The 22,836-nt window shown below is 71.1% G+C and carries 18 protein-coding genes and 1 pseudogene; 8 read left to right on the top strand and 11 right to left on the bottom strand.

Going from position 1 to position 22,836, the window contains the following annotated elements; genetic code table 11:
- Positions 1–59: 59 nt before the first annotated feature.
- The gene (locus IEY95_RS24020) at positions 60–443 is read right to left on the bottom strand and encodes a hypothetical protein (RefSeq protein ID WP_189188185.1); all 384 of its coding nucleotides are present in this window, start codon (positions 441–443) and stop codon (positions 60–62) included.
- A gap of 395 nt (positions 444–838) precedes the next feature.
- On the opposite strand from IEY95_RS24020, the gene IEY95_RS24015 reads away from it, so the two are divergent.
- The 5 genes from IEY95_RS24015 (at position 839) to IEY95_RS24000 (ending at position 4,725) form a co-directional block, all read left to right on the top strand.
- Positions 839–1,468, top strand: a complete 630-nt coding sequence (locus tag IEY95_RS24015; RefSeq protein WP_189188184.1) for a response regulator transcription factor — start codon at positions 839–841, stop codon at positions 1,466–1,468.
- Between the two features lie 165 nt (positions 1,469–1,633).
- On the top strand, positions 1,634–3,307 hold the full coding sequence (locus IEY95_RS24010; RefSeq protein WP_189188183.1) for an FAD-dependent monooxygenase: 1,674 nt from the start codon (positions 1,634–1,636) through the stop codon (positions 3,305–3,307).
- A gap of 273 nt (positions 3,308–3,580) precedes the next feature.
- Positions 3,581–3,727, top strand: coding sequence for a putative leader peptide (locus IEY95_RS50745; protein ID WP_373294527.1), 147 nt, complete (start codon positions 3,581–3,583; stop codon positions 3,725–3,727).
- 75 nt (positions 3,728–3,802) lie between these two features.
- A complete protein-coding gene (locus IEY95_RS24005) occupies positions 3,803–4,330 on the top strand; it encodes a cupin domain-containing protein (protein WP_189188182.1) in 528 nt (175 codons plus the stop codon).
- The gene (locus IEY95_RS24000; protein ID WP_189188463.1) at positions 4,321–4,725 is read left to right on the top strand and encodes a rhodanese-like domain-containing protein; all 405 of its coding nucleotides are present in this window, start codon (positions 4,321–4,323) and stop codon (positions 4,723–4,725) included. The genes IEY95_RS24005 and IEY95_RS24000 overlap by 10 nt, the downstream gene beginning before the upstream one ends.
- A gap of 143 nt (positions 4,726–4,868) precedes the next feature.
- Here the strand turns inward: IEY95_RS24000 and IEY95_RS23995 are convergent, their stop codons facing one another.
- From IEY95_RS23995 to recA, 4 genes are all read right to left on the bottom strand, one after another.
- Entirely contained in the window at positions 4,869–7,403 is a 2,535-nt protein-coding gene (locus IEY95_RS23995; protein WP_189188181.1) for an FtsX-like permease family protein, read from the bottom strand.
- Positions 7,400–8,086, bottom strand: a complete 687-nt coding sequence (locus tag IEY95_RS23990) for an ArsR/SmtB family transcription factor (RefSeq protein WP_189188180.1) — start codon at positions 8,084–8,086, stop codon at positions 7,400–7,402. Before IEY95_RS23990 ends, IEY95_RS23995 begins: the two co-directional genes overlap by 4 nt.
- Positions 8,087–8,409: 323 nt before the next feature.
- Positions 8,410–9,261 (bottom strand): recombination regulator RecX, encoded by an 852-nt coding sequence (recX, locus tag IEY95_RS23985; RefSeq protein ID WP_189188179.1) that lies wholly within the window; start codon positions 9,259–9,261, stop codon positions 8,410–8,412.
- A 3-nt stretch (positions 9,262–9,264) separates the two neighbouring features.
- Positions 9,265–10,389: a recombinase RecA gene (gene recA, locus IEY95_RS23980; protein WP_189188178.1), complete on the bottom strand. Its 1,125-nt coding sequence runs from the start codon at positions 10,387–10,389 to the stop codon at positions 9,265–9,267.
- 346 nt (positions 10,390–10,735) lie between these two features.
- Here recA and IEY95_RS23975 point away from each other — a divergent pair, with 346 nt between their 5' ends.
- On the top strand, positions 10,736–11,536 hold the full coding sequence (locus IEY95_RS23975; protein ID WP_229703274.1) for a hypothetical protein: 801 nt from the start codon (positions 10,736–10,738) through the stop codon (positions 11,534–11,536).
- 3 nt (positions 11,537–11,539) lie between these two features.
- Here IEY95_RS23975 and IEY95_RS23970 read toward each other — a convergent pair whose 3' ends face one another.
- Both IEY95_RS23970 and IEY95_RS23965 read right to left on the bottom strand, forming a co-directional pair.
- Positions 11,540–12,754, bottom strand: a complete 1,215-nt coding sequence (locus IEY95_RS23970) for an AI-2E family transporter (RefSeq protein ID WP_189188177.1) — start codon at positions 12,752–12,754, stop codon at positions 11,540–11,542.
- A gap of 60 nt (positions 12,755–12,814) precedes the next feature.
- Entirely contained in the window at positions 12,815–13,009 is a 195-nt protein-coding gene (locus tag IEY95_RS23965) for a DUF3046 domain-containing protein (RefSeq protein ID WP_189188176.1), read from the bottom strand.
- Between the two features lie 80 nt (positions 13,010–13,089).
- Between IEY95_RS23965 and IEY95_RS23960 the strand changes: the two genes are divergently transcribed.
- Positions 13,090–14,034, top strand: coding sequence for a hypothetical protein (locus tag IEY95_RS23960; protein ID WP_189188175.1), 945 nt, complete (start codon positions 13,090–13,092; stop codon positions 14,032–14,034).
- Positions 14,035–14,037: 3 nt separating this feature from the next.
- Here the strand turns inward: IEY95_RS23960 and IEY95_RS23955 are convergent, their stop codons facing one another.
- From IEY95_RS23955 to IEY95_RS23940, 4 genes and pseudogenes are all read right to left on the bottom strand, one after another.
- On the bottom strand, positions 14,038–15,249 hold the full coding sequence (locus IEY95_RS23955) for a PucR family transcriptional regulator (RefSeq protein ID WP_189188174.1): 1,212 nt from the start codon (positions 15,247–15,249) through the stop codon (positions 14,038–14,040).
- 153 nt (positions 15,250–15,402) lie between these two features.
- The gene (locus tag IEY95_RS23950) at positions 15,403–15,711 is read right to left on the bottom strand and encodes an AzlD domain-containing protein (RefSeq protein ID WP_189188173.1); all 309 of its coding nucleotides are present in this window, start codon (positions 15,709–15,711) and stop codon (positions 15,403–15,405) included.
- Positions 15,708–16,409, bottom strand: a pseudogene (locus tag IEY95_RS23945) (AzlC family ABC transporter permease); the annotation flags it as partial. The gene IEY95_RS23950 and the pseudogene IEY95_RS23945, both read right to left, overlap by 4 nt.
- The gene (locus tag IEY95_RS23940) at positions 16,373–17,452 is read right to left on the bottom strand and encodes an AraC family transcriptional regulator (RefSeq protein ID WP_189188172.1); all 1,080 of its coding nucleotides are present in this window, start codon (positions 17,450–17,452) and stop codon (positions 16,373–16,375) included. The gene IEY95_RS23940 and the pseudogene IEY95_RS23945, both read right to left, overlap by 37 nt.
- Positions 17,453–17,783: 331 nt before the next feature.
- On the opposite strand from IEY95_RS23940, the gene IEY95_RS23935 reads away from it, so the two are divergent.
- Positions 17,784–22,790: an ATP-dependent helicase gene (locus IEY95_RS23935; protein WP_189188171.1), complete on the top strand. Its 5,007-nt coding sequence runs from the start codon at positions 17,784–17,786 to the stop codon at positions 22,788–22,790.
- Positions 22,791–22,836: the final 46 nt, after the last annotated feature.

Here is a 22,836-nt window from a genome sequence, read left to right as displayed (position 1 = left end):
TGACTCCTTGTTCGTTACGGTGAATGGGTCACGCGGAGCGGCGACCCCTCGTCGTCGGATCACGCCGGGTAGTCGCCCCACTTCCACGTCCACGTGTCGGTGAAGTCAACGTCCGGGTAATAAACGATCTTGGCAGTCGCGACGAATTTCTTGCACTTGCTCTTGGGCGGCAGTGCTTTCGTCTCCGTCTCGACGGGCGCCCTTCCAGAGGTGGTTTTGTCATAGACCTTCTTGACAGGGTCCCCGCAGTAGATCTGGCCCTTCAGACTGAACACTTGCGTCCTGCAGCCGGCGGGAGATTTGAACCAGGCCTTCAGGTACGTTCCGAACTGATCGGAGTCGTACCAGACCTTGAGCTGGGGCCGACCACAACCGGCGGCGGCCGCCGGGGTCGCTGTGGCCACCGCGGCCGACGAGACCAGGACGGCACCGGCGAGCACCATCGAGCCACGCCGGGCCAAGGACTTCAGTGGCCGACTTTCCGAGACTGACAAGCGCATCCCCCATCACCCTTCCAGGGACGATTTTTCGTATCGAGCACATCCGATTCGACACCTTGCCGAACCGCGCATCATTCAACCCGAGCCGCCCACCCCTCGGTATCCCCTTTCGGGGGGGGCTACATCACGATCCAATCGGGCATTCGCGACAAACGAGGTCGCTACCCGATCACGGAATCGTCGGCGCACCTCAAGAAATCCTCAAATCACCCGCCGCCAAGAATGAACACCTTGACGCCGCACCGACTCCAGAGAAAAGATAAGCGGAATCGGCAGTCCTGACCAGGCGGCCGAGCAAAACGATTCCGCATATCGCAGAAAACTACCGGGGGTGTGAGGTGCGAATTGGAATCATTGATAAAGGGAATTTATTCCGCGGGGATCTCCGCGCAGCACTGGATTCCCAGCCGTTCCTGACCGTCGCCGTCGAAGGAACACAGCTCGACATCATTGTCAGCAGCCACGTTCACGGGCGCGACTCCGCCGAAGTTCTGCGCGTCGCCGCGCAAGCGAATCCCGCAATTCCCGTCCTCGTTATCGCCGAACGGGTCTCAGAGAGAGAAATTCGCCGAATACTGACCATGGGCGCAGCCGGGATCCTCCTCCAGGAGACCGCTGCACAGCATGTTTCATGGGCTATTCCGGCAATCTCGAACGGCTGCCGCGCGCTCTCACCCGAGATCGCCGAATCGATGATCAGCGAATACCTCGGATCCTCGTCGATGACGCCGCAGGAACAGTCTGCCCGCGAAAGAGTTCACCGCTTGAGCCACAGAGAGCAGGAAGTTCTGCACCTCCTTGGTCGTGGAATGTCCAACCGGGAAATCGCGCGCAGCCTCTTCATCAGCCCAGAGACGGTGAAGGACCATGTCCGGGCCATACGCTCCAAGCTGAGCGTCCCCACGCGAGTTCACGCCGCTCACGTGGCATGGCTCGCACGCGGCGCGACAGCCGGAAACGCGGCGTAGGTAAGGGTGGACGGCCCGGGTGCAGCGGCCCGATCGCCACTGCCCCCGTCACTTGACGCAAGCACCGGCAATGGGTTGCATACGTTCTGTGATCGTGCACCCCGCTCCAACTGCCTGTTCCCGTACGTCCCTCAGGACACCGCTCCGGGCAGGGGGCAGCGCGCCGTGGACCCGGTGATCATCGTCGGAGCGGGGCCCGTGGGGCTCGCGCTCGCCCTGGCGCTGGCCCGCCAGGAGGTTCCCTCCGTGGTCCTCGACGAGGGTCCGGGCAAGGATGAACAGCGGCTCGCGCGGACGGTGGTACTGCGCGAGGACACTGCCGCGCTCGTCGAGCGGCTGACGGGCTTTCCCCTCTCCGAGGCCGGTTTCCGTTGGGCCGGATGGCGGTCGATGCGTCGCAAGCAGGTGATGCGCGAGATCGATTTCGCCGACGGCTCGCAGGGTGCCACGCACGGCGCCCGGGACAGCGCGCACGGCTCGCACAGCGGCGCACCCGAGTACGAACGCGCCGACGTACCCGCCCCGCTGCACATCGCCCAGCACGCGCTGACCGGTGCCCTGCGCGACGCCATCGTGCACGAGCGGCTGATCAAGGTCGCCGTGGACAGCCGCCTGGACTCCATCGAGCAGGAGACGTCGGGCGTGACCGCACACACCCGCGGCCCCAAGGGCACGTGGTGGCACGGCAGTTACCTCGTCGGCTGCGACGGACCGCGCTCGACGGTGCGCAAGCTCCAGGACATCCGGTTCCCCGGACGCACGGCCGTCGAGCGACACGCCGTGGCAGCACTGCGCACGGAACTTCCGTGGCCCGGCGAGGCGTTGTTGCATCGGATGCCGCCGTGGCGGACGTCGGGCCCCTCGGCAGGGGAGGTGACCGCGCGCCCCCTCGCCGACGACTCATGGCGCCTGGACTGGCTGCTGCCGCCCGGCAAGGACCTGGTCACGCCCGACCTGCTGCTGTCACGCATCCGGGAGACCCTCGCAGGCTGGAGCGGGGGCTCCACACCGCCGTACGAGCTGCTCGACACCGGAGTCCACACCGTCCACCACCGCCTCGCCCGCCGATGGCGGGTCGGCCGGGTCTTCCTCGCCGGGGACGCCGCGCACCTGCTCGGCGCGCTCGGCAGCCAGGGCCTGGACGAGGGTCTGCGGGACGCCGACAACCTCGCCTGGAAACTGGCGCTGAGCTGGCACCACGGGCCGCACGAGACGCTGCTGGACAGCTACCAGGTGGAGCGGCGCGCCGTCGTCGCCGCCCGGCTGCGCGCCGCCGACCAGGCGCTGCCGCTGCTGCGCGGCGGCGGAGGCCTGCGCTCGTACATGCCCGGGTCCTCCCGCGGCCACGACGCACTCCTCACTGACGGCCACTTGGGGCGTGGCCCGCTGGGCGCGCCGGGTGCGTACGCCGATTCGCCGCTCTCACCTCCCTACGTCGAGTCGACCGCCCCGGTGGACACGGCACCCGGCGCGCCGGTCACCGATGTGCGGGTGACAGCGGAGGACGGCTCCTTCGTCCGACTGCGGGAACGGCTCGGGCGCGGGGTCCTGCTCGTCGTGCTCGTCGCACCGGGTACGGGGGTGTGGGAGCGCAAGCACTGGGTGACCGCCGGGATCATGCCCCGGCTCGCGGCCGCCGTGACCGCGCTGCCGCACCCTGCGGAGCTGCTGGTCGCCGAGAGCTACCCGGGCGCGGCCGCGCACACCGTGCTCCTCGTCCGCCCCGACGGCCACCTGGTCAGCGCGCACAGCGGGGTCCGCCCGGCCGATCTGTACGAGGCGGCCGAGGCAACGCTCGGCGGCCCGACGAAGACGGAGGCTACTGCGGGTACGGGCTGAGGCCGCCGTGAGGGGGGGCCGGGCGGAGCCGGCGGTGACGGAGTGCGGGCAGAGCCGGCGGTGACGGTCCGGGCGTTCGGGGGTGGGGTCGCCCGAGCCCGCGGCGACAGTCGGGGACGCCGCTGGGGATCGCCGTCGTTCGAGCCCGTGGGGGTTGTCGGAGGCACCGCCTGAGACCGGGGCCGTACCAGCCGCGGTGACAGTCCGAGCCTGGGGTGTCGAAGCCCGACGCTCCGGCCGGACCCAAGGCCATCGGCCGGCCGCACGGTCACCGTGCGTCCACATAGTGACGGTGAGTTGACCGGTCTGCACCACCATGGTGTACTCCGGATCGTGACCGACACCTGTGTGCGCCTGTGGCGGAGGGTCCATATGGACCTCGTCCGCTATGCGGGCTGCGTGTGTCGCCCGTCCTGCTGAATTCGCATCCCATCACCTCCGCGCGCCGCCCGTGCTCTGCCGCGCGCTCCCACGCGAACCCCCAGGACGGTACGAGTGTCTGTGTCCCCCTCTGTCTCCGCACCCCCACAAGCTCCCACCCAGGCCGACCTGCTCGAATTCGTACGCCGTACGGCCGCCGACGCCGAGCTGATCGCCTCGCTCCCACTCGACCCCGAGGGCCGTACCTGGGTGCGCCTCGAAGGCCCGGGCGGCAGTGAGGCCTGGCTCATCGGCTGGCCTCCCGGCACCGGAACCGGCTGGCACGACCACGCCGAGTCGGTCGGTGCCTTCCTCACGGCGTCGGGCGCACTGAACGAGAACTCGCTCGCCGCCCGGTTGCCCGCCGACGGCTGGAAGACCCTGGAGCTCGCCGAAGGCGTCGACCGTGAGCGGACACTACCGGCGGGCAAGGGCCGCTCCTTCGACCGCCACCATGTGCACGAGGTGTTCAACGCATCCACCGAAGAGCACGCGATCTCGGTCCACGCCTACTACCCGCCGCTCCCGCAGATCCGCCGCTACAGCCGTACGGGCCAGGTGCTGCGCCTGGAACATGTCGAACGTCCGGAGGACTGGCAGTGAGCACCCAACACCCCGTGAGCATCGACGAATTGCTGGAACAGGTCCGCGAGGGGCTGGATCGTGTGGAGGCCAGGGAAGCCTACGAAGCCGCGCAGGCGGGCGAGGCGCTCCTGGTCGACACCCGGTACGCCGCCCTGCGCGAGCGCGACGGGCTGATCCCCGGCGCCCTCGTCGTCGAGCGGAACGAACTGGAGTGGCGGCTCGACCCCCGGGGCAGCCACCGCGCTCCGGAGGCCACGAGCCACGATCTGCGGGTCGTGGTGTTCTGCAACGAGGGCTACGCGTCGAGCCTCGCGGCCGCGTCCCTGCGGCAGTTGGGACTGCAACGCGCCACCGATCTGGTCGGAGGATTCCAGGCCTGGAAGGCGGCCGGTTTCCCGGTGACCGCGGGCTAGGCCGCGCAGAGAATTCCTCAGGCGTCCGGAGGGTCCTTCAAGTCGCGCAGAGCGCTCTTCACCGCTTACGGAAGGTTCTTCACGTCCTACGTGATGGTGGGCGCCCCTTGATGTAAGGGGCGCCCACCCTTGCGTACTGCCCCTTACTCCTTGGCCGTGGCCACCGTGACGGGGCGGACGTGCAACGCGACCCGGCCCGGCAGCGCCGTGGCGACGAGGGCGAGCATTCCGGCGACGGCGACAACCGTCACGTACACCAGTGGCGTGACCGCCGGCGCCGCGCTGCCCGTCATCCCGACGCTGAAGGCGGTCAGGACGGCGAGCGCGATTCCGCTGCCGAGCGCGGTGGCGAGCAGCAGTACCGACAGCGCCTCGGTCCGCAGCATCCTCAGCACCTGCCTGCGGGTCGCCCCGGCGAGGCGGAGCATCGCGAACTCGCGCACCCGCTCGGAGACCGACATGGCGAGCGTGTTGACGACGGCGATGGCGGTGAAGGCCAGGACCAGCCCCATGGCGAGGTAGTTGACCTCCGCGTTCGCCTGCTGACGCGCGGCCTGGATCGAATCGGCGGCGGCCGGAGCGAGGACATGGACCGCCGGGAACTTACGGAGAGTAGTCGCGAGTTGTGTCTGTGTACGAGCCGTGCTGACGAGGACGGAGGTGGCGAGCGGATTGTCCACGTGGCGGGCGACCACGTCATAGGCGAAGGTGAGATCGCCGAACCCGAGACCCTTGGCGTAGACGGCGGCGACGGTGAGCGTGGCGGGCGTGCCATCGCCGAGAGTGAGCTTCAGGGTGCTGCCGGGCTTCAAGTGGAGCTGGTCCGCGGCTAGTTCGCTGACGGCGACGGTGCTGTTCTTGAGGTCGCTCAGGGAGCCCGCGGTGACGTCCGGGTCCCACGTGCGGGTCAGTCCGGCAGGCGTGACGCCCTGGGCCGCGTACTTGTCCAGGCCCACGCGGACGGTCGTGCGGACCACTTCGGTGACGACGTCGTGGTGCGTACGCAGCTGCCGCGCGGCCTCGGCCGGGACGCCGGGGCCCTGGGCGGCGAGCACCCAGTCGGCGCGGATGCCCTCGCGTGCCTGGGTGCGGGCCGCGTCGCCGAGGGTCGGCTGGACAAAGAGAACGGTGCAGGTCATGCCGATGAGGAGGGTGAGGGGAGTGACGACGGAGGCCATGCGAGCCGCGTTGCCGCGGAGGTTGGCGCGTGCGAGACGGCCGCCGGGACCGGTCAGCCGCAGCGGACCCGCGAGTACGGCCGCGGCCGCCTTGACCAGGAGCGGGCCGAGCAGTGCCACGGCGGAGGCGAGGACCACAACGGCCAGGAAGGTCACGGGGGTTGAGGCGGGCTCGGTACGCAGCACGCTGAGCACGGCGACGAGGACGGCGCCGCCGGCGAGCAGCGCGAGACCGGCGAGGACGCGTCCCCATGCGGGGCGAGTGCGCTCGACCTGGGCTTCGGCGAGCGCCTCGGCCGGGCGGATCCGGGTGATTCGGCGGGACGAGATACGCGCGGCGGCCCAGGCGCCGAGCAGAGTGGCGATGACCGCCGCGAACAACGGGAAGACGCTGACGGTGTGCTGAAGCGTGGCCGGGACGGCGCCGATGGCGACGAACCGGCTGTGCAGCCAACTGCCCAGCGGCAGTCCCGCGAGCGCGCCGAACGCACCGGCGGCCGCCCCGACGATCAGGGCCTCCCTGCCGAGGAGGGCGCGGATCTGGCCCGGCGTGGCGGCGATGGCGCGCAGCAGGGCGAGTTCGCGATGGCGTTGCTGCACGGACAGCGCGAAGGTGCCGACGACCACCAGCACGGCCACGAGCAGCGAGGTACCGCCCATCGCACCGCCCATACTGACCAGCTTCGTCCGAGCGGCGGCCGCGTCCAGGAACTCGACCGGGCCACGCTCGTCTCCCGCGCTGACCTGCGCGGTGGTGCCGTGCAGCGCCCGGGCCACGGACTGCTTGAGGGTGGCCATGTCCGTGCCCTTGGTGGGCAGCACGCCGAAGGCGGTGACCTTCCCGGGGTGCGCGGCCAGACGCCGGGCCTCGGAGGGAGAGAAGAAGAGGGACGTCTGGTGGAGTACGGCCCTGGCCGGCTCGGCGACTCCGGTGACCCGATAGGTGCGCGGCGACTGCGTCGACTGGACGGTGAGGCGATCGCCCGGCTCGAGGTGGGCCCGCTCCGCGAACTGACGGTCGACGACGAGGTCGCCGTCAGTCCTGGGGGCGGTTCCAGTGGTGAGCGTGTACGGCGTCAGCGCGGCGGAGTCCCAGGCGTGACCGTAGGCGGGCCGGTTCTTGTCGACGCTTCCGATGGGCGTCAACGGCTGGGCCAAAAAAGTCAGTTCGGGAATGACTCGGTCCACCCCGGGGGCCCGGCGGAGCCGCGTGGCCAGGTCGCTCGACAGCCAGGCCCGCTCGGCGATGGGTTTGGCCTTGTGCTTGACCTTGGTCTTGCCCTTCTTGTGCTTGACGGTGGTCTGGTGGACGTTCTGGTCGGCCGACACCACGACGGGGGTCGCGGCATACCGCTCGGTGCGGATCGTCCCGCGCAAGCCCGTCTCGAGCAGGGTGCCGCAGGCCGTGATGAGGGCGGCCGCGCACATCAGGGCGAGGAAGGCACCGAGGAAGCCGCCTTTGCGGGCTCGGACGGTCTGCAGGGCGTAGCGCAGCATCATGAAGGGTCGCTCTCTCTTCTGTTGTGGTGTGCGTTCTGGTCTCCGTCGTGGGGCGCCGGACGGCTGTCGGGCTCTGCGTCAGGGGCCGGAAAGGCAAGAAACCGGGTGAGTACCGTTCGCGCGTCGGGTGGGGTGTCGACTTCCGGGCGTTTGTAGCGGTTGAGGAGAGCGATGTACTCCTCGAAGAACGCACGGAGTTCGGGGAGCGTCAGCCGGATGCTGCCGCGCGAGTACGGGAAGGCATCGGCCCAGGGGTCATCGCCCGCGCCTCCTTGGAGCTGCAACTGCTCGAAGAGTTCGAGGTCGGCGGCGTACGCGTGGTGGTTCAGCTCGTCCATGACGAGCCGCATCTCGGGGCTCTGGCGGCTGCGCGGCGGAAAACGCCGGTCACCGGGGACGGCCCGCCACCAGCGCTGCCGGCCGTGGCCGTCGCCCTCGACCTGTTCCTCCACGAAGCCGTACCGCGCGAGCTCGCGCAGGTGGTAGCTGGTGGCTCCCGTGTTCAGTCCCAGCGCTCGGGCGAGCGTCGCCGACGTGGCGGGGCCGTGCACGGTGAGGTGCTGGAGCATGCGCTGCCGACGGGGCTGCGCGAGGGCCTTGAGCGCGGCGAGCTCGGAGAGCTCGATGGGGGCGTGCGGCGCCTTCGGGGGGACTTCCGCTTCCGCGCCGGGTTCCTGTGCCATGCGTACACAGTCGTCTGTGCACAGGTGTCTGTGCATTGCGGCGGCCCGGCGTCTTCAGCCGGGGGTTAACCCCACCCCGGCGAACGGAAGTTGAGCCGCCCTCTGCCCCGGGCAGCCGTCCGGGCCCTGAACGCGATCGGCGCCCCCGCGCGTCTACCGTGTTCAGGGCCCGCGATCGGACTACGGCGCCCCGGTCGATCCGGGTTCTGGGTTCCCGGGTTCTGGGACATGCCGGGAACTCTCGACCAACGTTCTCCGGGCATGCGTAGGGTCAGACTCTCTTGTCTCCGAGGCCGTTCAGAAACGCGTCACCCCCGAGAGGGTCAGAACCCCTCGTCCCCGAGCCCCTCCGTGTCCTCGCCCTCTTCCTCCAGCGCCTGGCGGACCACGCGCAGGGCCATGCCCTCTGAGTAGCCCTTGCGGGCGAGCATGCCCGCGAGGCGCCGCAGCCGCTTGTCGCGGTCGAGGCCGCGCGTGGAGCGCAGCTTGCGGGCGACCATCTCGCGCGCGGTCGCCTCCTCCTGCTCTGAGTCGAGTTGCCCGACGGCCTCGTCGATCAGCGTCGCGTCCACGCCTTTGGTCCGCAGCTCCTGCGCGAGCGCCCGTCTGGCCAGACCCCGGCCGTGGTGGCGGGACTCCACCCAGGCGTCCGCGAAGGCACTGTCGTTGATCAGGCCTACCTCCTCGAACCGTGACAGCACCTCGTCCGCCACGTCGTCCGGGATCTCGCGCTTGCGCAGTGCGTCCGCGAGCTGCTTTCGCGTGCGCGGGGTCCCGGTGAGCAGGCGCAGACAGATCGCCCGCGCCCGCTCAGCCGGGTCCCCTGGGGGCTCCCCCTTCTCGGCCCTCGACGAGGAAGGGGCGCCTCCGTCCTGTGGGTCGCCCGACGGCTCGCCGAAACCGGCACGCCTCCGACGCCCTCGTCCGCCACGCGGCCCGCCGTCACCACGCCGACCCCCGCCTCGGCGCGGGCCCTCACCCGGCGAACCTTCGCCGTTCGTATCCCCGCCGTAGAGCCCGTCGGCGCCGTACGTCCCACCCCCGTACGCCCCGGCGCCGCCGTATCCCCTGTCACCGTCTCCGGCCGAGCCGTCGTTGCCCCCGTCGTACCCCTGCCCCGGCCCCTCCGGGGCGACAGGGTAGGCGTACTCGGCCCAGTCGGTTCGTCGCGTCATGGGCTAGCTCTTGGCCGCCGTGGCCTTGGACTTGGCAGCCTTGGCCGCCGGAGCGGGCACCGTCTTCGCGGCGTCGTCCGAGGCGGCCGAGACCGCCGCGTCCGCGCCCGGCTCGGCGGTGGGCTCCTGGGGCTTCACACCGACGCCCAGCTTCTCCTTGATCTTCTTCTCGATCTCGTTGGCGAGGTCGGGGTTGTCCTTCAGGAAGTTGCGCGCGTTCTCCTTGCCCTGGCCGAGCTGGTCGCCCTCGTACGTGTACCAGGCGCCGGCCTTGCGGACGAAGCCGTGCTCCACGCCCATGTCGATCAGGCCGCCCTCGCGGCTGATGCCCTGCCCGTAGAGGATGTCGAACTCGGCCTGCTTGAAGGGCGGCGCGACCTTGTTCTTCACGACCTTGACGCGGGTGCGGTTGCCGACCGCGTCGGTGCCGTCCTTCAGCGTCTCGATGCGACGGATGTCGAGCCGCACCGAGGCGTAGAACTTCAGCGCCCGGCCACCCGTGGTGGTCTCCGGGGAGCCGAACATCACGCCGATCTTCTCGCGGAGCTGGTTGATGAAGATCGCGGTGGTCTTCGACTGGTTGAGCGCGCTGGTGATCTTCCGCAGGGCCTGGCTCATCAGACGGGCCTGCAGACCCACGTGCGAGTCGCCCATCTCGCCCTCGATCTCCGCGCGCGGCACCAGGGCGGCGACGGAGTCGATGACGATGAGGTCGAGTGCGCCGGAGCGGACCAGCATGTCCACGATTTCCAGAGCCTGCTCGCCGTTGTCCGGCTGCGACAGGATCAGGTTGTCGATGTCGACGCCGAGCTTCTTCGCGTACTCGGGGTCGAGGGCGTGCTCGGCGTCCACGAAGGCCACCTGGCCGCCGGCCTTCTGCGCGTTGGCCACCGCGTGCAGCGTCAGCGTCGTCTTACCGGAGGACTCCGGGCCGTACACCTCCACCACTCGGCCTCGCGGCAGGCCGCCGACACCCAGGGCGACGTCGAGCGCGGTCGACCCGGTGGGGATGACCTCGATGGGCTCATTCGGCCGCTCGCCCAGGCGCATCACGGCGCCCTTGCCGAATTGCCGTTCAATCTGTGCGAGCGCGGCGTCGAGCGCCTTCTCGCGGTCGGTTCCTGCCATGGGTTCCACCCGGTTTGCTTGAGTCGATCGCTTCACGTCAAAGACGCTAACGCCTGCCACTGACAATGCGCCCCGACGCCCGTCCGGCCTGTGGATAACTCGGGCACATCTCCATGAAAACCCTGACGAAATCCCCGTCGAGAGCCCCGCCGGAACCTCCATGAGAATGGATGTTCGATTTTCGTGTCAAGCGCACCACACGGCATCTCCGAGAGTACGTTCACGGTCTGACACCGCCCCGGGTTCCCGTCGGCACGGGTCCGACACCGGGCTACTCTCCCGGGCGTACGGCGGGGGCCTTCGGCCGTACGACGACGGCGTGGGGCCTGCCCGCGAGGCTTGTGCCATGGAAACCACGAGGTCCCGGTCCCTGGCGCCCTTGAAGCTCACGCGGACGCCCTTGAAGCTCACGCTCCGTCCGGCCGAGCGGCTCTGCTACGCGACGGGCGCGCTGCTCGTCGTCTCGGGACTCGCGCATCTGGTGATCTTCGGCGTCGACGGCGGGCCCTGGGACGGGCCCGTCTCCTGGCGCAAGCCCATCACCTTCGGGCTCTCCTTCGGGCTGACCCTGATCGCGATCACGTGGGTCACCTCGTATCTGCGCGTCGGGACGCGGCTGCGCACCAAGCTGCTCGTCGTGTTCGCCGCCGACTGTGTCGTGGAGGTCGGCGGGATCACCCTGCAAGCGTGGCGCCGGGTGCCCTCGCATCTCAACATGGAGACCGGCTTCGACACGGCGGTGTCCATGACGCTCGCGGTGGGCGGCGGGGTTCTCGTGGTGCTGCTCACCGTGTTCGCGGTCGCCTCGTTCCGGAACCGGCCCACAGGCCCTCTGGGCATGCCACTCGCGCTGCGCTCCGGATTCGCGATCCTGCTGGTCGCACTGGCGTCGGGCGCCGCGATGATCGCGCGCGGGGTGGTCCTCACCCGCACCGGCCACCAGGATGCGGCCTACCACTCGACGGCCCCGCTCAAGCCGCTGCACGGAGTGAGCCTGCACGCCGTACTGGTGCTGCCCGCCCTGGCTTGGCTGCTGTCCCGTACGTCCTGGAGCGAACGCATCAGGCAGCGGGTCATGTACGCCGCGGTCGGCTGCTACGCGGCGGCCGTCTTGGGCGCCGGTGTGTGGGCGGTCCTCACCTGGTGAACATCACCGGCTGAACAGCCGCCGCACGCGCGCGAAGAGTCGGCCTTGGCCCCTTGTCCGGTGCCCGTGCACCCGGGGATCGTCCGTGACGGCGTACCTCTTCACATACGCCCCCAGGAAGGCCTGCAGAGTGGCGACGGCGGGGATGGCGATCAGCGCGCCGACGGCACCGAGGAGTGCGGTGCCCGCGATGACCGACCCGAAGGCGACCGCGGGGTGGATGTCGACGGTCCTGGCGGTCAGCTTGGGCTGCAGCACATAGTTCTCGAACTGCTGGTAGATCACGACGAAGATGAGCACCCACAGCGCGTACCAGGGGTCGATCGTGAAGGCGATCAGCATCGGCAGGGCGCCCGCGAGATAGGTGCCGATGGTGGGGATGAACTGCGAGACCAGGCCCACCCAGACGCCGAGCACGGGCGCGTAGGGCACGCCCAGGGACTCCAGCAGGATGTAGTGCGCGATGCCGGAGATCAGCGCCATGAGACCGCGTGAGTACAGATAGCCGCCGGTCTTGTCGACGGCGATCTCCCACGCGCGCAGCACCTCGGCCTGCCGGGCCGGTGGCAGCACCGAGCACAGCGCGCGCCTCAGCCGCGGTCCGTCGGCGGCGAAGTAGAACGAGAACAGCGCGACCGTCAGCAGCTTGAACAGGCCGCCCAGCACCTGCGCGGACACATCCAGGACGCCGGTGGCGCTGTTCTGCACGTACTTCCGCAGCCAGTCGGAGTGGACCAGGCTGTCCTGGATGTCCACCCGTCTCAGGTCGGTGTGGAAGTGGGTGTTGATCCAGCTGATGACCGAGTCGAGGTAGTCGGGGAAGCCCTCGATCATCTTGATGATCTGGCCCGCGAGCATCGAGCCCAGCAGCGTGATGAATCCGGCGATCGCGATCATCGCGCCGAAGAAGACGAGGAAGGTGGCCAGCCCCCTGCGCATGCCACGCGAGGCCATCCAGCTCACCGCGGGTTCTATCGCGAGTGCCAGGAAGAACGCGATGAGTATGTTGATCAGCAGGCTGGTGAGCTGGTGGAACGCCCAACTGCCCAGCTGGAAGACGGCGACGAGCGCAAGGGCGAGCACCATGGCGCGCGGTAGCCAGCGCGGCATGCGCCCGCTCGGGACGGCCGTGTCCCCGGCCGGGGGGCCGCTGGGCGGCGTCGTGCCGAACGGTGATGCCTGCTGGGCGACCTGCGCGGTCTCGTCTGTCGGGGCCACGGTGCAAGTCTCGCCCACGTCGCCGACAATCGACCCCCGCCCCCGGATCTTCGTGACCCGTCAGCGGTTTTCGTACGGAACGTTCATGGCCGTGCACACCACGCGCCACACGTCCTTGGCCTCCCAGCCGGCGTTCAGCGCCTCGTGCACGGTGCGCCCGCCGAGTTCCGTCATCACGTGGTCGCGCGCGAAGGTGTCGGCGTACCCCGCACCGAAGTGATCCGCCATCCGCTGCCAGAAGACCGTCAACCGCATGACTCCAGTATCCCGCCCCTGAGAGTGGGCCCGAGCCGGGACCGCTTGCCGAGACCGCTTTCCGTCCTACGGTCTGACGCATGGCCGAAACAGGAGCATCCCCACTCCCCCCGACGCCCCCGGCGCGCTCCCCGCTCTCTCGCGCCGAGCACTTCATCTGGCTCACCGCGCGCGTGCTGGAGCAGCGCCGGTTCGAATATCACTTCCTCGGCGGTGGCGCCGACGCGGTGGAGACCGCGCTGGCCGCCTACCGCAACGAGGACGAAGGGTACGGTCACGCACTCGAACCCGATCTGCGCGGCCCGGTCAGCCAGCCGCTGCACACCGCGCACGCGCTGCGCGTACTGGACTCGATCGGCCGGTGCGGCGGACAGCGCGTGGAGCGCGTGTGCCGCTATCTGACCTCCGTGTCGACGGCCGAGGGCGCGCTGCCCGCGATCCATCCCGGCCAACGCGGCTATCCGACGGCTCCTTTCGTGCCGGTCGTCGACGACCCGCCGAGCGAACTCCTCGCCACCGGGCCCGTGGTGGGCCTGCTGCACCGCAACGAGGTGTGGCACGCGTGGCTGTTCCGGGCCACCGACTTCTGCTGGCAGGCGGTCGAGTCCCTGGAGAAGTCCCATCCGTACGAGATCGAGGCCGCCGTCGCCTTCCTGGACTCCGCGCCCGACCGTCCGCGCGCGGAGGCGGCCGCCGACCGTCTGGGCCGCCTGGTGCGTGAGCACAGGCTCGCGGCGCTGGACCCGAAGCGCCTCGAGTCGTTTCCGGTCGCGCCCGGTTACGCGCCGGGCGAGCACCACTTCCCGCACGACTACGCGAAGGCTCCGGGCTCACTCGCCCGCGCGTGGTTCACCGACGAGGAGATGACAGGCTCGCTCGACCACCTGGCGGACGCACAGGAGGAGGACGGCGGCTGGCCGATCCGCTGGCGTCAGTGGGCGCCGGGCACCGCCCTGGAATGCCGCCCCATGGTGACGATCGAGGCGCTGCGCACGCTCCGGGCGTACGGACGGCCGATCGGCTGACGCTCAGCGACGCGAGTACGGGCCGTCGCCCGGAGTGTCCCGGGTGTCCCGGGTGTCTCTGAGGAGCAGCGCTGCGATCGCCAGGGCCGCTCCTCGGGGCGACGGCAGGTCGATGCCGGTCTGTTCCCCGATCTTGGCGAGCCGGTTGTCGACGGTGTTCGGGTGCAGTCCCAGCTTTGTGGCGGTGGCCCTGCGGTCCTGCTGGTGGGCGAGGTGGGTCCGCAGGGTCTCCAGGAGTTCGGGACGGTCGGCGACCGGATCGAGGAGTGCGGCGATCTTGTGGCTGCTGGGGTCGGGGCGCGAGAGATGGAACTCCAGAAGGACGTCCTCCAGGCGATGCAGTCCGGGCGGCAGCCCGCACGCGCGCGTGACGCGCAGGATCTCCGTCGCGGTGCGGGCCGCCTCCGGGATGTCGACGGGCCCGGCGGCCGGTACGTGCGCGACCCTGACCGGTGTCCCCAGGGCCTTGCTCAGCCGCTGCGCGAGGTCGTCCGGCGGCTCGCACTCCGTGGGAACGACGGCACGGCCCGGGCGGGTGTCCAGGAGCGCCGCCACCTCTGTACCGAAGGCATGATCCAGGACGGTCTGCGCCCTTCGCCGTCGCCGCCGTTCGCCTACGGAACCCCCGGCGGATGCCCCGAGGTCGAGGGCGAGCACCAGGGCCGGGCCTTCCAGGCGCAGTTCGTCCAAGAGGATGTGGCCGGGCTTGAGCACTCCGTCGAGCAGCCCGCGTACCAGGGAGCGGTGGTGGGCGCGGGCGTCGGCCTCCAGAGCGGTGCGCTCGTCGATGTACGTCTCGGCGACCGCGCCCACGACCCTGTGGTGCGACTCCAGAAGGAGGTCGACCAGCTCCACGAGGGCGGCCTCCTCTCCGGGCTGTGCCGCCTCCCGCAGTGCCCGCCACAGCTCGTACGCGCCGAGCGAGTGCGTACCCAGCAGCAGGTGCAGTGGCATGCCCTCCTCGGCGCGCTGAGCGGCCCGCTCGCGAAACAGGCGCAGGTTGGTGTGCGCGCGGTGCGGATCGCCGGCATGTCGCAGGAACAGGCGGATGCCGTACCGGGCCGTCGCGGCGATCTCCAGGTCCTTCACGTCGTCCGGGAGCTCCGCGTAGCCGGGGAGCGCCTTGAAGGAGTCGCGGGCCATACGCCGGGCCAGTTCGTTGGCCCGGGGCTCGCAGCGCAGCGCGAGCGCCCTGGCGGCTGCGGAGAGGGTCACGACGGGCTCCTACGGGCATACGGGCGGCTTGTGACGCGTCACAGTACCCAGGCATGCAGTGCCGCCCGCGTACCCAGGCACGCTGCGCGCCCTCGGACAGGGCGATGGGTTCCGTTCGCACGCGCGCGTACCGACCGATTGCGTGCCCCGACGTCAGCCGGTCATCGCCCGCACCCCCGCGGTCACCACCACTGCTGCGGCGACGACAAGCAGGAAGGGAGCCCGCAGAATCAGTGCGACGGCCGCCGCGGCCAGTCCCGCGGCCTTCGCGTCCACGACCAGGACGCGCCCGTCGGCGAAGGTCTGCTGGGCCGTGAGGGCGGCGAGGAGAGCGACCGGCAGCAGGGCGGCGAGACGCTGGACGAGCGGCCGCTCCAGTACGCCGGCGGGGACCAGCAGTCCGATGAGTTTGACGGCGTAGCAACCGACGGCGGTCGCGCCGATGGCGATCCAGATGTTCAACGGTCGTCCCTTGGTGCGTCGTTGGCTGTCTTCACACTGCGGCGCCCCTCCGCGTAGAGGACGGCGGGAGCGGCCAGCGCGGCCACCAGCACGGGAACTCCGGCGGGCAGCACGGGCAGCAGACCGAGCCCCAGCAGAACCGCGATACCCGCGGCCGCGCGCTCTGTGGTGGTCTTCAGCATGGGCGCGAGCAGCGCCAGGAAGACGGCGGGCCCGGCGGCGTCCAGCCCCCACGTGTCGGTGTCACCGATGGCCTCGGCTCCGACGGCGCCGAGCAGGGTGGTGAGGTTCCACAGCACGTAGAGGGAGAGCCCGGTGACGGTGAAGCCCATGCGGACGCTGCGGCGGGTGGGCTGGGCGAGCGCGACCGCCGTGGTCTCGTCGATGACCCACTGCGCGGCGAACGGACGCACCACGCGCGGGAGGGCGAGCAGTTGGGACAGGCGCAGCCCGTAGAAGGCGTTGCGCACCCCGAGGAAGAAGGCGCCCGCGGCCGCCGTGAACGGGTTGCCCCCCGCCGCGAGCGCGCCCACGAGGGCGAACTGCGAGGCACCGGTGAACACCAGGAGGCTGAGCGCGCAGGTCTGCAGCAGCGTGAGCCCGCTGCCGGCCGAGGTCACCCCGAACGCGAAACCGGACAGCCCGACGGCGACCCCGACCCCTAGGGCGTCCCGGACGACGGCGGCGTCGGGTTTCCCGACGTCTCCTTGGCGTCCGACGTCTCCTTGGCGTCCGCCGTCCCCTTGGCGTCCGCCGTCGTCACCGCGTCCGCCGCCTTCACCGTCGTCACCGCGTCCGCCGCCTTCACCGTCGTCACTGCGTCCGCCGCCTTCACCGTCGTCACCGCGTATGTCTGCGAGAGCTGTCTGTTCTGCCACGCCCTGGACGGTACGAGTAGTCCCCCGTCACCGTCTTGTACGTTCTTGCGCTCGCGCTGGTAGGCGCCCGGGGGCACGCCCACGATCCGGGTGAAGTGCCGATTGAGGTGCGGCTGGTCGGTGAAGCCGACGGCGACGGCCGCCTCTGCGGGCGCGGCGCCGGCGTCCAGGAGGTGACGTGCCCGGCGTACGCGGGCGTCGGTCAACCAGGTGTGGGGCGGCATGCCATAGGCGTCCCGGAAGGCGCGCAGCAGCGCGAACGGGCTGGTGCCGAGGTCGGCGGCGAGCCGCTCCAGGGTCGGAGGCTCGGCCATCCGTTCCTCCAGCGCGGCACGCGCGCGTGCCGCGATGCGAGCTCCTGCCGTACGCACGGCCCGCTGCGGCAGCGGGCCTCCGTTCAGGCGCAGCAGCCGGGTCACGGCCACGCGCAGCAGGGTGTCGGCGGCGAGCGCATTGCCCTCCTCCGCGGCTCGTAGTACCTGGTGGACCAGGCCCGCCGCGTAGGGATCATCGAGCACCGGACTGGTGAATCCGGGAGTGCCGCGGATGGTGGTCGTCTCGGCGGCGATCTCGGCCACCAGTTCCGGCGACGGGTACACGGCCCCGTACCGCCAGCCTTCGGGGACCCCGGCCCGGCCGGTGTGCGGAGTGTCCGGATTGACGAGTGCCAGGGCGCCGGGGCCCGCGTACTGATCGGCACCGCCGTGGTGGAAGACCTCGACGCCGTCGGCGATGGCGGCGATGACGAAGTTCTCGTGGGTGTGCCGCACGAAGATCTTCTCGACGTAGCTGGCCCGCAGCAGATCGACACCGGGCAGTTCTTCATACCGCCAATGCCGCGCCCGCTCCCCGGAACCTGCCATGCCCTCATTCTCCGCCACGACGCGCGGCGCCCCGGCCGTGGTGGCGGAGCCGAATCCCCTGCGCCCGCGCCCCTCCCGGCCCGCAGCCACCCACGCACGGAAGGGGCCGTGCCGGAACGTCCGCCCGCAGCGGATGGCGCGTCAACGCCGGTCCCTGAAACCCGACCCATTCCGCGCCAGACCGAGGACGGATGCTCCGACACGGCCCCGACCCACCTCCCGGCGGCGCACATGCGAGCCCCCGGGGCACACCGCCCACCCCCCACCCCCCCGCCCGAAGTCGTTTCCGCAGGTCAGGCGCTTTGTCAGTGGCCGGGTGCAGGATGGACGCATGGTCAGCTCCGCACACCGAGCCCTCGACGGCTTCTCCCCCGCGACCCGCGGCTGGTTCACGGGGGCCTTCTCCGCGCCCACCGCCGCCCAGGCCGGGGCATGGGCGGCCATCGGTGCGGGCTCGGACGTCCTGGTCGTCGCCCCGACGGGCTCCGGCAAGACCCTGGCCGCGTTCCTCGCCGCGCTCGACCAGCTGGCCTCGACCCCGCCCCCGGCAGACCCCAAGAAGCGCTGCCGGGTCCTCTACGTATCACCGCTGAAGGCTCTCGCGGTGGACGTCGAGCGGAATCTGCGCAGCCCGCTGACCGGCATCCGGCAGGAGGCGACGCGGCTCGGCCTGCCCGAGCCGGAGGTGAAGGTGGGCATCCGCTCCGGCGACACCCCCGCCGCCGAGCGCCGAGCGCTGGCCACGCGCCCGCCGGACATTCTGATCACGACCCCCGAGTCACTGTTCCTGATGCTCACGTCGGCCACGCGCGACGCGCTGACGGGCATCGAGACGGTGATCCTGGACGAGGTGCACGCGGTCGCCGGCACCAAGCGCGGCGCCCATCTCGCGCTCACCCTGGAGCGACTCGACGAGCTGCTGCCCAAGCCCGCCCGCCGCATCGGCCTCTCCGCGACGGTCCGTCCGGTGGACGAGGTCGCGCGCTATCTGTCCCCCCGGCGCAAGGTGGAGATCGTCCAGCCGCCGTCCGGCAAGGAGTTCGACCTCTCCGTGGTCGTCCCGGTGGAGGACTTGGGCGAGTTGGGCGGCTCCCCGGTCACCGATGGCAATGAGGGCGCCGAGAAGCCCTCCATCTGGCCGCATGTCGAGGAGCGGATCACCGACCTCGTCCAGTCCCACCGTTCGACGATCGTGTTCGCCAACTCGCGCCGCCTGGCGGAGCGCCTCTGCAACCGGCTCAACGAGATCGCGTACGAGCGGGCGACCGGCGAGCCCCTCGAAGAGGCGCACACCCCGGCCCAGCTGATGGGCGGCTCAGGCGCGGCCCAGGGGGCTCCGCCCGTCATCGCCCGCGCCCACCACGGCTCCGTCTCCAAGGAACAGCGAGCCCTGGTCGAGGAGGACCTGAAGGCGGGCCGGCTGCCCGCGGTGGTCGCCACCTCCAGTCTCGAACTGGGCATCGACATGGGCGCGGTGGACCTCGTCGTCCAGGTGGAGTCACCGCCGTCCGTGGCCTCCGGGCTCCAGCGCGTGGGGCGCGCGGGGCACCAGGTGGGCGCGGTCTCCACGGGCGTCGTGTTCCCCAAGTACCGCGGCGACCTGGTCCAGGCGGCCGTGGTCACCGAGCGGATGCGCACCGGCTCCATCGAGTCCCTCCGGGTCCCCGCCAATCCTCTGGACGTGCTGGCCCAGCAGCTCGTCGCCATGACCGCGCTCGACACCTGGCAGGTCGACGACCTGCTCGCCACGGTCCGCCGGGCGGCCCCGTTCGCGTCGCTCCCGGAGTCGGCGTTCACCGCCGTGCTCGACATGCTCGCGGGCCGCTATCCGTCCGACGCCTTCGCCGAGCTCCGGCCCCGCGTGGTGTGGGACCGCGTCGCCGGTACGGTCACCGGGCGCCCCGGTGCGCAGCGCCTCGCCGTCACCTCAGGGGGCACCATCCCCGACCGCGGACTCTTCGGAGTCTTCCTGGCGGGGGCCGACCCCAAGAAGGGCGGCGGCCGGGTCGGCGAGCTCGACGAGGAGATGGTCTACGAGTCCCGCGTCGGCGATGTCTTCACGCTGGGCACCAGCTCCTGGCGCATCGAGGACATCACCCGCGACCGCGTGCTGGTCTCCCCCGCGCCCGGGGTCCCGGGCAGGCTGCCCTTCTGGAAGGGCGACCAACTTGGCCGCCCGCTCGAACTGGGCCGCGCGGTCGGCGCGTTCCTCCGCGAGGTCGGCTCCCTCCCGAAGGAGGACGCCCGGCTCCGGCTGCTCGCCGCGGGCCTGGACGCCTGGGCCGCCGACAACGTGCTGTCGTATCTCGCCGAACAGCGCGAGGCGTGCGGGCACATCCCGGACGACCGGACCATCGTCGTGGAACGTTTCCGCGACGAGCTGGGCGACTGGCGAGTCGTCGTGCACTCTCCCTTCGGCGCCCAGGTCCACGCCCCCTGGGCCCTCGCCCTGGGCGCCAAGCTCTCCGAGCGGTACGGCATGGACGCCCAGGTCATGCATGCCGACGACGGCATCGTGCTGCGACTGCCCGACGCCGACCTGATGGGCCTGGATCTGCTCGACCAGACCCCCATGAAGGCGGGCACGGAGTACGACGCGGACCAGGCGCCGGTCGGCGCGGCGGACGTCGCCTTCGACAAGGGCGAGGTCGACCAGATCGTCACCGACCAGGTGGGCGGCTCGGCACTGTTCGCCTCGCGATTCCGCGAGTGCGCCGCCCGCGCGCTGCTGCTGCCGCGCCGCAACCCCGGCAAGCGCACCCCCCTGTGGCAGCAGCGGCAGCGCGCCGCGCAACTGCTCCAGGTGGCCAGCGAGTTCGGCTCGTTCCCGATCGTCCTGGAGGCGGTCCGCGAATGCCTCCAGGACGTCTTCGACGTCCCTGGCCTCACGGAGCTGATGGGCGACATCGAGTCCCGCAAGGTGCGCCTCGTCGAGGTCACCACACCGGAGCCTTCGCCCTTCGCCCGCTCGCTCCTGTTCGGATATGTCGCCCAGTTCCTGTACGAGGGCGATTCACCGCTGGCCGAGCGCCGCGCCGCCGCTCTGTCGCTCGACTCGCGGCTGCTGGCCGAACTCCTCGGCCAGGCAGAGCTGCGCGAGCTCCTCGACGCCGATGTCCTGGCCGAGTTGGAGCGGGAGCTCCAGTGGCTCACGGAGGACCGTCGCGTCAAGGACACCGAAGGTGTCGCCGACCTGCTGCGCCTGCTGGGCCCGCTCACGGATGCCGAGCTGGCCGAGCGGGGCGCGGAGCCGCAGTGGGCCCAGGAACTGGCCGCCGCGCGCCGCGCCATCCGGGTCAGGATCGCCGGGGCCGACCACTGGGCGGCGATCGAGGACGCCGGCCGACTGCGCGACGCACTCGGTACGGCGCTCCCCGTCGGTGTCCCCGAGGCCTTCACCGAGCCGGTCAAGGACCCGCTCGGTGACCTTCTCGCGCGATACGCACGCACCCACGGCCCGTTCACCTCGACGACGGCAGCCGCCCGCTTCGGTCTCGGTACGGCCGTCACGGACGGAGCGCTGCAGCGACTCGCCGCGAACGGCCGTGTCGTCCAGGGAGAGTTCCATCCGGCGGGCATCGGCCAGGAGTGGTGCGACGCGGCGGTGCTGCGCAGGCTGCGGCGCCGTTCGCTCGCGGCCCTGCGCCATGAGCTGGAGCCGGTGTCGCCCGCCGCGCTCGCGCAGTTCCTGCCGCAGTGGCAGCACGTGGGCAGCGGGCACGGGTTGCGCGGTATCGACGGACTGGTGCGCGCCATCGAGCAGTTGCAGGGCGCGTCCGTGCCCGCGTCCGCGCTGGAGAAGCTCGTCCTGCCGGCCCGGGTCGCCGGTTATGCCCCGGCGATGCTCGACGAGCTCACGGCCGCCGGGGAGGTCGTCTGGGCCGGTGCAGGAGCACTGCCCGGCAAGGACGGCTGGGTCTCGCTGTATCTGGCCGACGCGGCCCCGCTGCTCCTGCCGGCCCCGCACCCGCTGGAACTGACCGCGCTTCACCAGTCGATCCTGGACACCCTCTCCGGGGGCTACGGCCTCTTCTTCCGCCAGATCGCCGACCAGGTGCGCGCCACCACGCATCCCGACGCCACCGATCCCCAACTGGCCGACGCCGTCTGGGACCTGGCCTGGTCAGGACGCCTCACGAACGACACGCTCGCGCCGATGCGCTCCCTCCTGGGCTCGGGCCGTACAGCCGGGTCCACGGCCCATCGCGCCAAGCGTTCGGTCCCACGCGGGCGCTACGGCTCCCTGACCGGCGCCGCGCGCCCCCAGTCCCGTACGGGCCCGCCCACCGTGGCGGGCCGCTGGTCGCTGCTGCCGGGGCGCGAGCCCGACTCCACCGTGCGCGCCCACGCCCTGGCCCGCACCCTGCTCGACCGGCACGGCGTGGTGACCCGGGGCGCCGTCGCCGCGGAGGGCGTCGAGGGCGGCTTCTCGGCGGTGTACCGCATCCTGTCCGCCTTCGAGGACAGTGGCCAGGCGCGCCGCGGCTATGTGGTCGAAGGCCTCGGAGCCGCCCAGTTCGCGATGGACGGCGCGGTGGACCGCCTGCGCGCCGCGGCAAACGCGCGCGACCGGGGCGAGGCCCTGTCCGATCGGGACCTCACGAACGGATTCCCGGGCTCGCACGGTTTCCCGGCCGACGGCGGCCGTCCGAACGACCGCCCCGGCAACCAGGGCCCAGGGCACGCCCACGGCTTCCCGGACGGATCCGGCTTCGGCAATGCCCACGGCTTCCCGGACAGCCCCGTCTTCGACCATGCCCACGGCTTCCCCGACAGCCCGGACCTCGCCGACGACGGCTTCGGAAGCGGCACCGGTTTCGCCGACGACCACACCTTCACGGCCGACCACACGTTCGCGGCGGACTCCGCCTTCTCGGCCGAGCCGCCGGGCCCGGCCTTCCCGGGCAGCCCCGCCTTCTCGAACAACCGCCCCCGCACCCGGGCGACCACCCAAGCCGTGGTCCTCGCCGCGGCCGACCCCGCCAACGCCTACGGCGCGGCCCTGGCGTGGCCCGACCCCCCGACGGAGGCAGGGCACAAGCCGGGCCGCAAGGCGGGCTCCCTGGTCGTGCTGGTCGACGGTGAGCTGACCCTGTACATGGAGCGCGGCGGCAAGACCCTGCTGGCCTGGCCCTCCGACCCGGAGGGGTCGGTCACGGAGGACATACGTCTGCGCGCTGCCGCCGAGGCCCTCGCCGGGGCGGCCCGCGCGGGCTCCCTGGGCACGGTCACGGTGGAGCGCGTCAACGGCGCCTCCGCGCTGACCTCCCCCTTGGGCACCCTCCTGGAGACGGCCGGCTTCATCGCGACACCCCGCGGACTGCGCCTTCGCGCGTAAGCCCCGGGGACGTGCGGCCCGACGCGTACCGCACAACCCGTGCCAC

The organism is Streptomyces albiflavescens (assembly GCF_014645835.1).
Lineage (GTDB): Bacteria > Actinomycetota > Actinomycetes > Streptomycetales > Streptomycetaceae > Streptomyces > Streptomyces albiflavescens.
Note: the sequence above shows the minus strand (reverse complement) of the source record. Positions and strands in the feature narration are given on the sequence as shown.